At 54.4% G+C, this 12,522-nt stretch carries 10 protein-coding genes; 6 read left to right on the top strand and 4 right to left on the bottom strand.

Translation table 11 applies throughout. The annotated features are described in order from the left end of the window. Positions 1 to 34: 34 nt before the first annotated feature. On the bottom strand, positions 35 to 1,594 hold the full coding sequence (gene ilvA / locus QEP11_RS17340) for a threonine ammonia-lyase, biosynthetic (protein ID WP_284337904.1): 1,560 nt from the start codon (positions 1,592 to 1,594) through the stop codon (positions 35 to 37). 376 nt (positions 1,595 to 1,970) lie between these two features. On the opposite strand from ilvA, the gene QEP11_RS17335 reads away from it, so the two are divergent. From QEP11_RS17335 to QEP11_RS17325, 3 genes are all read left to right on the top strand, one after another. Continuing rightward, on the top strand, positions 1,971 to 2,420 hold the full coding sequence (locus QEP11_RS17335) for an OsmC family protein (RefSeq protein WP_284337903.1): 450 nt from the start codon (positions 1,971 to 1,973) through the stop codon (positions 2,418 to 2,420). A 366-nt stretch (positions 2,421 to 2,786) separates the two neighbouring features. Continuing rightward, positions 2,787 to 3,842, top strand: coding sequence for a porin (locus QEP11_RS17330; protein WP_284337902.1), 1,056 nt, complete (start codon positions 2,787 to 2,789; stop codon positions 3,840 to 3,842). 196 nt (positions 3,843 to 4,038) lie between these two features. Beyond that, positions 4,039 to 5,400: a porin gene (locus tag QEP11_RS17325; protein ID WP_284337901.1), complete on the top strand. Its 1,362-nt coding sequence runs from the start codon at positions 4,039 to 4,041 to the stop codon at positions 5,398 to 5,400. 50 nt (positions 5,401 to 5,450) lie between these two features. Here QEP11_RS17325 and QEP11_RS17320 read toward each other — a convergent pair whose 3' ends face one another. Continuing rightward, positions 5,451 to 6,299 carry a MurR/RpiR family transcriptional regulator gene (locus QEP11_RS17320; protein WP_284337900.1) on the bottom strand — a complete coding sequence of 283 codons (849 nt, stop codon included), beginning with the start codon at positions 6,297 to 6,299 and terminating at the stop codon, positions 5,451 to 5,453. Positions 6,300 to 6,443: 144 nt separating this feature from the next. Between QEP11_RS17320 and tal the strand changes: the two genes are divergently transcribed. From tal to pgi, 3 genes are read left to right on the top strand one after another with little or no spacing between them, the layout of a single operon-like run. Further along, positions 6,444 to 7,391 carry a transaldolase gene (tal, locus tag QEP11_RS17315; RefSeq protein ID WP_284337899.1) on the top strand — a complete coding sequence of 316 codons (948 nt, stop codon included), beginning with the start codon at positions 6,444 to 6,446 and terminating at the stop codon, positions 7,389 to 7,391. Positions 7,392 to 7,443: 52 nt separating this feature from the next. Further along, complete coding sequence (locus QEP11_RS17310; RefSeq protein ID WP_284337898.1) at positions 7,444 to 8,562, top strand: beta-ketoacyl-ACP synthase III; 1,119 nt, start codon at positions 7,444 to 7,446, stop codon at positions 8,560 to 8,562. Positions 8,563 to 8,567: 5 nt separating this feature from the next. Beyond that, positions 8,568 to 10,184: a glucose-6-phosphate isomerase gene (pgi, locus tag QEP11_RS17305; protein ID WP_284337897.1), complete on the top strand. Its 1,617-nt coding sequence runs from the start codon at positions 8,568 to 8,570 to the stop codon at positions 10,182 to 10,184. A 140-nt stretch (positions 10,185 to 10,324) separates the two neighbouring features. On the opposite strand, the gene groL is transcribed toward pgi, so the two are convergent. Together groL and groES are read right to left on the bottom strand one after the other, a co-directional pair. Next, positions 10,325 to 11,974 (bottom strand): chaperonin GroEL, encoded by a 1,650-nt coding sequence (gene groL, locus QEP11_RS17300; protein ID WP_284337896.1) that lies wholly within the window; start codon positions 11,972 to 11,974, stop codon positions 10,325 to 10,327. Positions 11,975 to 12,144: 170 nt separating this feature from the next. Further along, positions 12,145 to 12,435: a co-chaperone GroES gene (groES, locus tag QEP11_RS17295; RefSeq protein WP_174862408.1), complete on the bottom strand. Its 291-nt coding sequence runs from the start codon at positions 12,433 to 12,435 to the stop codon at positions 12,145 to 12,147. Positions 12,436 to 12,522 lie beyond the last annotated feature (87 nt).

The following is a 12,522-nucleotide window of genomic DNA, read 5'->3' as shown; positions in this document are numbered from 1 at the left end:
GGGGTGTTTGGGTGGGCAGATAAGGCGCGCCGTCTTATTTCAAGAATAGCTGGTAAGCGGGGTTGGCGGTTTCTTCCACCCAGGGATAGCCCAGTTGCTTGAGGAAGGTGTCGAATTTTTTGCTGTCCTTGGCAGGCACTTGCATGCCCACCAGAATACGGCCGTAGTCAGCGCCCTGGTTGCGGTAATGGAACAGCGAGATATTCCAGGTTGGCGCCATGAGGCTCAGGAATTTGAACAGGGCACCGGGACGTTCCGGAAAGACAAAGCGAAGCAAGCGCTCTTCCTGCGCCAGCGGAGAGTGCCCACCCACCATATGGCGCAGGTGTTCCTTGGCCATTTCATCAAATGTCAGATCCAGGGCCGAAAAGCCTTTTTTCTCGAAGTTCTTGGCGATCTTTTCACTTTCACCCTTGGCATTGGTGGTCAGACCGACAAACACATGGGCCTTGCTGTCGTGGCTGATACGGTAGTTGAACTCGGTGACGTTGCGCGCGCCGCCTGGCAATTGGCCCACCACTTCACAGAATCGCTTGAAGCTTCCTCGCTCCTCCGGAATGGTGACGGCAAACAGAGCTTCGCGCTCTTCACCCACCTCCGCACGCTCGGCCACAAAGCGCAAGCGGTCAAAGTTCATGTTCGCGCCGCACAGGATGGCCGCATAGGTCTCACCCTTGGTCTTGTGCTTGGCCACATACTGCTTGATGGCTGCTACGGCCAGAGCGCCTGACGGCTCGACGATGGAGCGTGTGTCGACAAAGATGTCCTTGATGGCAGCGCAGACCTGGTCGGTGTCCACCTCGATGTAATCATCCACCAATCCTTGAGCAATGCGGAAGGTTTCCTCACCCACCAGCTTTACAGCAGTGCCATCCGAAAACAGCCCGACATCGGGCAATTCCACGCGCTGGCCAGCTTGTACGGACTGAAACATGGCGTTGGAATCCTTGGTCTGCACGCCAATGACTTTGATGTCAGGACGCACCGCCTTGATGTAATTGGCAACACCGCTGATCAGACCGCCTCCACCAATCGCCACGAATACCGCGTCCAGGCGCGGGCTGCCCAGTTTTTGCAACTGGCTGAGCATTTCCATGGCAATCGTGCCTTGTCCGGCAATGACGTCTGGGTCATCAAAGGGATGCACGAAGGTCAGACCCTCATCTTTTTGCAGCTTGACGGAGTGTTTGTAGGCGTCGGAATAGCTGTCACCTGCCAGCACCACTTCACCTCCCAGAGCCTGTACGGCATCTATCTTTACTTGAGGGGTGGTGGTGGGCATCACGATTACAGCGCGGCACCCCAGCTTTTTGGCACCCAGAGCCACACCCTGGGCATGGTTGCCAGCCGAGGCACAAATCACTCCGCGCTGGAGCTGCTCTGCCGAAAGATTGGCCATTTTGTTGTAAGCGCCACGCAGCTTGAAACTGAATACAGGTTGCTGGTCCTCGCGCTTGAGCAGCACCTTGTTGTGCAAGCGGCGGCTGAGATTCTTGGCTGGCTCCAGATCAGACTCCACAGCTACGTCATAGACGCGGGCAGTCAAGATCTTGGTCAAGTAATCAAAGGGAGTAAGTGTCTTGGATGCAGTCATACAGCGACAAACCGAAAAGGCAGCAGGCGCTGATGGGAGTGCCCGCAGAAACCCTCCATCATAGGCACATGACTTGAAGAGTGGGCATGTTGGTCCTGTACGGGCGGCATCGTGGACCAAAAAAAAGCCCCGAGCCGCTGGGGCTTGGGGCTGAATCCACCGTTAGAGGAGGTGGAGGAGACAAAGGGTGCGCTACAGTCTGGACTGTGGTGTGTCGCTTGCCATGCAAACGATTAACGCGAGATTCAGATTATACGCTGAACATGCTGCGCCGCAACAAGATTTCAATATTTTCTGAAAGTCCTGTTCTACCGAAGAGGACAATCGGTTCAGAAATGCAGTTTTATCGATTTGAGAGTTGCACAGGAGAAACACTATGGAATGCACCGTAAGCTGGACAGGCGCGGCTGGCACACGTTCGGGAATGGGATTTATAGCCGAGACAGGCAGCGGTCATGTGCTGGCAATGGACGGCGCTCCCGATGAACGCAATCCTTCCAATGGTGGCCAAAACTTGGCACCTCGCCCCATGGAGGCGTTACTGGCGGGAACAGGTGGATGCACAGCGTATGACGTGGTGCTCATCCTGAAGCGGGGGCGTCACGATGTGAAGGGATGCTCCGTCAAATTGACAGCGGAGCGGGCGGAGGTTGAGCCCAAGGTCTTTACCAAGATCAATATGCACTTCACGGTGACGGGCAAGAATCTGCCGGCTGCTGCGGTGGAGCGAGCCATTGCGATGAGTCATGAGAAATATTGCTCAGCCAGCATCATGTTGGGCAAAACAGCAGAAATCACCACCAGCTTTGCGGTGGTGGAGGCTTGAGCTTGGAATAAGTCTTAAAAGCGCCGAAAAGACGCTTTTTGGGACTCTTGATGCAGGTGTGCCGTGATGAGGTGGAGAGTGGCTACTCGCTCTCCGATGTTGTTTGGGGATGGGTTAATTGTCACTAATTGTGGACACCGTCGACATTACAGGAGAGGGTCGGTTTGTCCTACAAGGTGTTGCAACGGGGCAACAAAAAGTGCCGTTTTTTGCTCTGTGGAAGGGATTTTCTTTGCGCAAGGTTGTCCAGTCTGGTGCAATAAGCTCAACTTCCCCACCAGGAGGTTGGCGCGACTTGCGGAGGCTGACTTGTCTCAAGGCAATAAAAAGCTGCAGCGTGCCTTCAACAAACCTTGGAGTAATCAAATGAAGAAATCTCTGATCGCTTTGGCAGCTGTTGCTGCTTCTGGCGTTGCTTTCGCCCAATCTTCCGTGACCCTGTTCGGTGTTGTGGATGCAGCAGCAACTGTGTATGACGGCGAAGAAACCGTTTCCGGCCTGGGCAACAGCGGCAACTCTTCTTCCCGTCTGGGCTTCCGCGGCGTGGAAGACCTGGGTAACGGCCTGAAGGCTCAATTCTGGTTGGAAGGTGCTATCTCTAACGACGACGGTAGCGGTGTTGGTGCTGGCGCTGGTCAAGGCTTCGAGTTCAAGCGTCGTTCTACCGTGAGCCTGTTGAGCAACTACGGTGAACTGCGTCTGGGTCGTTCCACTACAGCCGCTTACGACGCTGTGAGCCGTTACGACAACTTCGGCACCGTCGGTGTCGGCTCTTCGCGCGTGTGGTCCACAGGTGGCTACGACAATCGTAAGAGCAACATGGTTGGTTACTACTCGCCAGACTTCAGCGGCTTCAAGTTCGCTGCTAACTATGCATTCGGCGAGCAAGACGACAAGACCTGGAAGCGCGGCGCTTACTACGGCCTGGGCGTTACTTATGATAACGGCCCTCTGAGCATTGGCTTCGGCGCTGAACGTCAGAACAATCCTAACGTTGCATTTGCTTCTACTTCTGACCGCCTGACTGCTTACGGTATCGGTGCTTCTTACAACTTCGGCGTTGTGAAGCTGGCTGCTGCTTACCTGAACCAAGAGAGCCAACCTCATCCTACAAGCGTTGAAAGCGCTGACTACGACAACTTCCTGCTGGCTGTTTCCGCTCCTGTTGGCGCAGCTGGTGAAGTGAAGGCTTCGTACAACCGCTACGAAGTGGATGGCGCTGCTGACGGCAAGGCTGACCAGTTCTCCCTGGGTTATGTGCACAACCTGTCCAAGCGCACTGCTGTGTACGGTACATACTCTTACCTGAAGAACAAGAACGGCGGCAGCAACTTCACCCTGGGTGGTGCAGGTGTTGGCAAGCCAGCTCTGGACGACGGCAAGATCCAAGCCGTACAAGTGGGCGTTCGCCACGCTTTCTAATTTGAAGCTGAGCTAGCCTCAGCTTTAGTTAGATATCAAAAAAGCCAGTCTTCGGACTGGCTTTTTTGCGTTTGTAGGGAAAAAAGACACGGGAAAACGAGCGTGGTTTTCGTGCGAAAAAAATAATTAGAACGGCTGTGCTTTTCTAGAATGGTTTTGCATCCTGATTCGAACATTCACTCAAGGAGACAAAAAGATGCAGAAGAAAATCATTGCTATGGCTGCAACGCTTTTGTGTGGCAGTGCCTTGCCAGTGCTGGCACAGAACTCAGGTGCTAGCAAGGTGGAGTTGTGGGGGATTGTTGACGCAGCAGTTCGCCACACCAACAACGAAGGGGCTGGTCAAGATCGTCTGACAAAGATGATTGGAGGAGGCATGTCTCAAAGTCGTTGGGGACTGAATATTGAAGAGGATCTTGGTGGGGGTAGCAAAGCCATTGCACACATGGAAAACCGCTTCAATGCCGACGATGGCAGTGTGAGTACACCATTTTTCCAGCTGGCCTACGTTGGTTTGCAAGGTCCATATGGTCGCCTGACCATGGGGCGCCAGTGGAACGTGTTGTTTGATGTGGTCACCAGCACCTATTCGTCCTTCCCATATTCGCCCTATATGGATGCTTATAAGCCGGAGCTGGGAATGGCTGCGGGTGCACGTACCAGTAATGCTTTGAAGTACACGCTGGCGACACCTAGCCGCAATTGGGTGGGTACTTTGCAATACTCCTTTGAAGAAGGAAACGACACTAAAAAAATTGAGCAAGGGGCGTTATCAGCAGCAGGCGCAGCGCAAGTTGCTGCAGCACCCGGTGCGGCGGCAGCTGGTCAGGCTGCTGCACAAGCCGTCCTCGCTGGTGGCGGAACTCCTGCTCAAGCAAACGCTGCTGCTCAGGCAGCTGGGTATCAGTACACGATGAATGCGGTGGGTCAGGCAGTGGGTGCTTATGCAACTGGTGCTATTCCTGGCGTTGCTTCAGGCGCGTTGAAAACTATGGGCGGTTTCTTGCGTTACTCCGAGAATGGAGTTTCCGTGGGTGGTGGTTTCTTGCGCACCGAACTTCCTGGTGGCTCGGATTTGGATGCATGGACAATCGGCGGTTCCTACCGCTCCGGTCCGCTGTACGTGAACGTGGGGTATGGTCTGAACAAGATCAGGATTGATCGTGCGGGAGCGACAGACATTGTGGGGCAAATTCGCAACCAGACCGATCTGGCAATCGTGGGTAGCATGTGGTCAGGCCAAACCAATGGCGGCTTCCAGCCTGGAGATGCAGACAAACGCCAGATGATGAAGGTGGGATTTGGCTACCAAATTACGCCGCAGATCAATGCTGGTCTGCATTACTTCCATGCGAAGCAGTCGGGTGGTGCTTCTGGCCTATACAACGGCAAGGCTAACTTCATGATTGCCGCGGTTGACTATGCATTCAGCAAGCGTACGGATGCGTACTTTGCTGTGGATCACACCAAGCTGAGTGGTGGTTCAGCGATGGCCATCGATACTTCCGGAGCCCGCTCTCGTACTGGCATTACGGCGGGTATCCGCCATCGTTTCTAAACTGGCAGTCTGAAAAAATCCGGCAGAGATGCCGGATTTTTTATGGTTCCCTACAAGCTGTACCGTCGGTTCTGCAAGCTGGTCTGCAGGCTTTGTAGTTTTTGCGTGAGCTCAGGCCCTAGTCTCAGTGCCACAGCCGTAGCCAAGATATCAATGATCAGCAGGTGCAGCAAACGCGACTCCATCGGGCTGTAAAGGTCAGAACCCTCGCGGTTGTCTGCCGCCAAAACAATGTCTGCTGCATTCGACAATGGCGTGTGGCTGGAAGTGATGGCCAGTACGGTGGCTCCGCGCTGTCTGGCAATCCCTGCAACATCCACAAGATCTTTGGTGCGACCAGAGTTGGAGATCAAGATCACGCAGTCCCCGGGCTGCAGCATGGTGGCTGCCATGATCTGGATATGGGTATCACTGGTTGCCTGGCTGCTGATGCCCAAGCGAAAGAATTTGTGCTGTGCATCTTGCGCAACAACTCCAGAGTTGCCAACACCATAGATCTCCAAGCGGTTCTTGTTGCGACCAGTGCTGACGATGGTCTCAACGGCTTGTTCAAGCGTCGCTGCGTTGGCATTGTTGCGGTATTGCAGGACTGCAGCTACGGAGTTGTCGATGACCTTGACCAGTACATCGGATGTTTTGTCATCGGCGTCCACGCTGCGGTGCACAAAGGGTACGCCTTCAGCCACATTGCCAGCCAGCTTGAGCTTGAAGTCAGCAAGTCCGTCATAGCCCATGCTGCGACAAAAGCGCACGACCGTGGGTTTGCTGACATTGGCTTTTTCCGCCAGCTCTCTCACGGGCAAGCGTGCAAAACTGTGGGGGTCTGCCAGTACGAGCTGACCCACGCGCTGCTCTGCTGGAGCCAGAGAGGGCAAAGAGGCGGAGATTCGGTCAAGCATACGGAGCCTTGGAAACACGTGATTGCGTGATTTTGCGCTACTTGCAACAAACCAAGTGGGGCTCGGGATTTGCCTGTCGTATTTCAGTCAGCGGAGACTACACTTGCTCTTTTATCGGTAGGTAGCGCAAAGAATCGAGGCAAGATGAATCAGTTGGAGCAACTTAAGCAGTACACCACCGTGGTCGCTGATACGGGGAATTTTCAGCAGCTTGCACAGTTCAGGCCCCAGGATGCAACAACCAATCCATCTTTGATTTTGAAAGCAGTACAGCAAGCTGAATACCGCCCGCTGCTGGTGGAAACCGCCAGCCAGTGGAAGTCCAAGCCAATGGATGAAATCGTGGACAGATTGTTGGTGAGGTTTGGTTGTGAGATTTTGCAATCGGTGCCGGGACGTGTATCTACCGAGGTCGATGCACGTTTGTCTTTTGATACCGAAGCCACGGTTGCACGTGCGCAGCGTTTGATTGAGTTGTATCAAGCTGCCGGCATTCATACCCAGCGTGTGCTGATCAAGATCGCGGCCACTTGGGAAGGTATCGAAGCTGCGCGCAAGCTGGAGCAACGCGGTATTGCGACCAATCTCACTTTGCTGTTTTCAAAGGCACAAGCGATTGCCTGTGGGCAGGCCAAAGTCCAGCTGATCTCTCCATTTGTGGGGCGTATCTACGACTGGTACAAAAAGCGAGCGGGGGCCCAGTGGGACGAAGTGGCCATGTCAGGGAGTAATGACCCAGGGGTACAGTCCGTGCGTGCAATCTACGATTACTACAAGCATTTTGGTATTGCAACCGAAGTGATGGGTGCGAGTTTTCGCAATACAGGGCAAATTCTCGCCCTTGCGGGTTGTGACCTTTTGACGATTGCTCCCGAATTATTGGCGCAGCTCAGTCAGAATGATGCCCATGTAGAGCGTGCGCTGGACGCAGAGCGATCCAAGCAGCAATCGCACGAAGCGGTGCACTATGACGAAGCGAGCTTTCGCTTTGCTTTGAACGAAGATGCGATGGCTACAGAAAAATTGGCTGAGGGTATCCGCGCATTTGTAGTGGACGCCATCAAGTTGGAGCAGTTGGTTCAAGCTGCCTGATCTTTAAACATACTGCTTGCGCTGCATGCGGCGCAAGCTCAGAAAAATTACTATGCACTCAGTCGTCATCAGTGGCACAGGCTTGTTCCAGCCTCCGCATACCATTAGCAATGCAGAGCTGGTTGAGGCATTCAACCGCTATGTGGATATTCACAACGAGCGGCATGCTGGCGAGATAGCCGCAGGCACACAGCCAGCCCTGCAGCACTCCAGTGTCGAGTTCATCGAAAAGGCATCGGGAATTCGTCAGCGCTATGTGATGGAGAAGAGCGGAGTGCTGGATCCATTGCGCATGTATCCGCGTTTTGAAGAACGGGGTGATGAGCAGCTCTCACTGATGGCAGAAATTGCGGTGACAGCTGCAACGCAGGCTCTGCAACAAGCCGACAAGACCGGGGCGGACATTGATATGGTGCTGTGTGCTGCTTCTAATATGCAGCGCGCTTATCCAGCCTTGGCTGTAGAGATTCAGCAGGCTCTGGGTGCGGGAGGTTATGGGTTCGATATGAATGTGGCATGTTCTTCTGCCACTTTTGCGATTGAACAGGCAGTGAATGCAGTTCGCTGCGGCACGGCGAAATGTGTGCTGGTGGTGAATCCTGAGATCACATCTTCCCACCTGGAGTGGAAGGATCGTGACTGCCACTTCATCTTTGGTGATGTATGTACCGCCATCATCATTGAGAGAGCGGAAACTGCCAGCAGCAAAGACGCCTGGGAAGTACTGAGTACGAGCTTGGCAACGCAGTTCTCCAACAATATTCGCAACAACTTTGGCTTCATGAATCGCAGCGAAGACAGTGATCCTGCTGCGCGCGACAAAACCTTTCGCCAGGAAGGGCGCAAAGTATTTAAAGAAGTGGTGCCGATTGCTGCTGCGCATATTGAGGCACACCTGGAAAAACTGGGGCAGACACCGCAGCAGGTCCGTCGCTATTGGTTGCATCAGGCCAATCTGGGCATGAACCAGTTGGTGCTGAAGAAATTGGTGGGTGAGGCAAATAATGATCGCGCTCCACTTATTCTGGACGAGTTTGCGAATACTGCCTCAGCAGGCTCCATCATTGCCTTTCACAGACACCGTGCCGACTTGCTGTCGGGCGATTGTGGTGTGATTTGCTCATTTGGAGCCGGTTACTCGGTCGGAAGTGTTGTAGTGCGCAAGCACTAAAAGGGTTGAGTTTGGTTTGTCATGAATTGCCCGAGTGGGCGCAGTTGCAGGCACACTTTCAAACGTTTGAAGGAGGCCTCGACCTGCAGCAAGCTTTTGCAAACGATGCTGATCGCTTGCAAAAACACAGCCAGCAAGCGCCATATGTGTTTGCTGATTTGTCGAAGAACTGGCTGAAGGATGAGACCGGGCAGTATCTGAGTGCATTGGCCCAGGCTTGTTCTTTGCACGCCTTGCGCGATGCGATGCTGTCAGGGCAGGCAATCAACAGCACGGAAGCGCGCTCGGTCATGCATTGGCTGCTGCGAATGCCTCGCGATGGTGGTTTGTTGCGCGACAGTGCGGTGGTGCATGCATGGGACTCCTACATGCACCAAGCGTTGGGCGATGTGCATACCACTTTGGATGCCATGCTTGAGCTGGCCGAGCAGGTGCGAGCAGACCCGCTCATCACCGACATCGTCAACATTGGCATCGGAGGTTCGCACCTTGGGCCAGAAGTGGTGGTCCAGGCACTGGAAGACTGGGTTGAGCCAGGCAAAAACTTTCACTTTGTCTCCAATGTGGACGGGCATGAGCTGGGCCATGTGTTGCGCAAAGTGAAACCAGAGAGCACCTTGTTTCTGATCGCCTCCAAGTCATTCACTACTGCAGAGACGATGCTCAACGCGCACTCTGCGCGAGATTGGTTTTTGGCCAATGGAGGAAGTCAGGAGACAGATGCCAATTGCTGCATTGACCGGCACTTTATTGCGCTGACCACGAATACGGCTGCCGCCAGCGCATTCGGGATCTCTCGCACGCTGGGTTTTTGGGACTGGGTAGGAGGACGCTTTTCCTTGTGGTCTGCCATTGGGTTGCCCATAGCCATTGCGATTGGCGCTCAGCAGTTCCGCAACCTGCTGCAAGGCGCACATGAAATGGATGCGCACTTTTTCACAACAGCAGATGAGCGAAATCTTCCAGTTCGCTTAGGTCTGCTGGACGTCTGGAACCGAAATTTCTGTGGTTTTGGCAGCCGTTGTATTGCTCCCTATAGTCATGGCTTGCGTCGGCTGACGGCCTATTTGCAGCAGCTTGAGATGGAGAGCAACGGTAAAAGAGTTACGCGTACGGGGGAACTGCTGTCTGTGGCTACAGCTCCGATCGTTTGGGGGGAACCAGGTACGAATGGTCAGCATGCATTCTTCCAGATGCTGCACCAAGGGCCTGATGTAATTCCCGTGGAATTCATTGCTTTGCGAGATGGCGGCAAATATCTGGGGGCGCACCATCAAAGCTTGGTAATCAATGCGATTGCGCAGGCGCAGGCGCTGATGGTTGGTCGTTCTGGCGAAGGTTTGGAGCGAGACTGTCCGGGTAATCGACCCAGCACCTTTTTGCTGCTCCAAGCGTTGGATCCCGCCTCCTTGGGTGCCCTGATTGCTTTGTATGAGCACCGCGTCTTTGTCTCTGGAGCGGTATGGGGCATCAACAGTTTTGACCAATGGGGTGTAGAGCTTGGCAAAAAGCTGGCGCAAGCGTTGCGCAGCCGCCAGCAAAGCAATGATTGGCAAGGTGTTGATCCCTCAACGGTTGCGTTGATGCAGCGCCTAGCGGAGTCTCCATTCAACGGGAGTTGAACCGATAACCTGGTTAGAGGCGAATCAGTGTTGAGGAGTTGATGATTCCCATGTGAGATGTAGAAAAACAAAAGGCCGCGAATGCGGCCTTTTGTTTGTGTAGCAATCGAGGCGTAAAACCTCGATCAGCCGCAGGGCAATTACATGCCCATGCCGCCCATGCCACCCATACCGCCCATACCACCCATGTCAGGCACGCCAGCGCCTTCAGCCTTGGGGGCTTCAGCGATCATGCACTCGGTGGTCAGCAGCAGAGATGCCACGGACGCAGCGTTTTGCAGTGCAGTGCGAGTGACCTTGGTTGGGTCCAGGATACCCATTTCCAGCATGTCGCCGTAAGTGTCGTTAGCGGCGTTGAAACCGAAGTTGCCTTGGCCCTTCAACACTTCGTTCACCACGACAGAAGGCTCACCACCGGCGTTAGCAACGATTTCACGCAGAGGTGCTTCCACTGCGGCCAGCACCAGCTTCACACCAGCGTCTTGCTCGGAATTTCCTGTAGCCAGTTCGCCCACAGCTTGCTTGGCACGCAGCAAAGCTACGCCACCACCAGCCACGATACCCTCTTCCACAGCAGCGCGTGTAGCGTGCAGGGCATCTTCCACGCGGGCCTTCTTTTCCTTCATTTCGACTTCGGTGGCTGCGCCCACCTTGATCACGGCAACACCGCCAGCCAGCTTGGCCACGCGCTCTTGCAGCTTCTCACGGTCGTAGTCGGAAGTGGCTTCTTCGATCTGCAGACGGATCTGCTTCACGCGGGCTTCGATTTCGTCAGCAGCGCCAGCACCGTCGATGATGGTGGTGTTTTCCTTGCCGATTTCCACGCGCTGGGCTTGGCCCAGGTCTTCCAAAGTCACCTTGTCCAGAGTCAGGCCCACTTCTTCGGCGATGACCTTGCCGCCAGTCAGGATAGCGATGTCTTCCAGCATGGCCTTGCGGCGATCGCCGAAACCTGGCGCCTTCACGGCCACAACCTTCAGAATGCCACGAATGGTGTTCACCACCAAGGTTGCCAGGGCTTCGCCTTCGACATCTTCAGCAATGATCAGCAGAGGACGGCCAGCCTTGGCAACTTGCTCCAGGGTAGGCAACAGGTCACGGATATTGCTGATCTTCTTGTCGAACAGCAGGACAAAGGGGTTGTCCAGAATAGCAGCTTGCTTTTCCTGGTTGTTGATGAAGTAGGGCGACAGGTAGCCACGGTCAAACTGCATGCCTTCCACGACATCCAGTTCGTTGGCCAGGCTTTTGCCTTCTTCCACGGTGATAACGCCTTCCTTGCCCACCTTGTCCATGGCCTCAGCAATGATGCTGCCCACGGATTCGTCGGAGTTGGCGGAGATCGAGCCCACTTGGGCGATTTCCTTGGAAGTGGTGGTGGCCTTGGACTGCTTCTTCAGCTCTTCCACCAAGGCAGCGACAGCCTTGTCGATACCGCGCTTCAGATCCATGGGGTTCAGACCAGCAGCGACGTACTTGGAGCCTTCGCGCACGATGGCTTGAGCCAGTACGGTTGCAGTGGTTGTACCGTCACCAGCGATGTCGTTGGTCTTGGAAGCCACTTCCTTCACGAGCTGGGCGCCCATGTTCTGCAGCTTGTCTTTCAGTTCCACTTCCTTGGCCACGGACACGCCGTCCTTGGTCACGGTGGGGGCGCCGAAGGAGCGCTCCAGCACCACGTTACGGCCCTTGGGGCCCAGAGTTACCTTGACTGCGTTGGCCAGAATGTTCACGCCTTCAACCATGCGTGCACGTGCTTCACCACCGAATACTACGTCTTTTGCTGCCATTTTTGGCTCCTAGAAATCTGATTCAAACAGGTTGCTAAAACACTCAAATCAAGTGTTAGCAGCTATGGAATTCAATGTTTTGAGTGGAACTTATGTCGTTGGCGGGACTTGGCGTCCATTCCATTGAATGGGGCAAGTGCGCCTTTGACGCAAGCAAATCACTTGGTGATTTACTTCTCGACCACTGCGAACAGGTCGTCTTCCTTCATCACCAGCAATTCATTGCCGTCGACCTTCACGGTTTGCCCCGAGTACTTGCCGAACAGTACGCGGTCGCCTACCTTCACGTTCAGCGCGATTTGCTCGCCTTTGTCGTTGCGCTTGCCGGGACCGACAGCCAATACCTCACCCTGGTCAGGCTTTTCAGCAGCGTTGTCAGGGATATAGATGCCCGAAGCGGTCTTGGTTTCGTTTTCGAGGCGCTTGACGATCACGCGGTCGTGCAGAGGACGCAGGTTCATAACATCTCCTAGATATCAATCAACAAGGTGAATTCAGGCTTCTGCCTGTGCAGGCACAGACAGTCTTCCAAGTCATGTGGGGATGAG

It is taken from the genome of Comamonas halotolerans (assembly GCF_030162935.1).
GTDB lineage: Bacteria > Pseudomonadota > Gammaproteobacteria > Burkholderiales > Burkholderiaceae_C > Comamonas > Comamonas halotolerans.
This window is presented reverse-complemented; position numbering and strand designations above follow the sequence as displayed.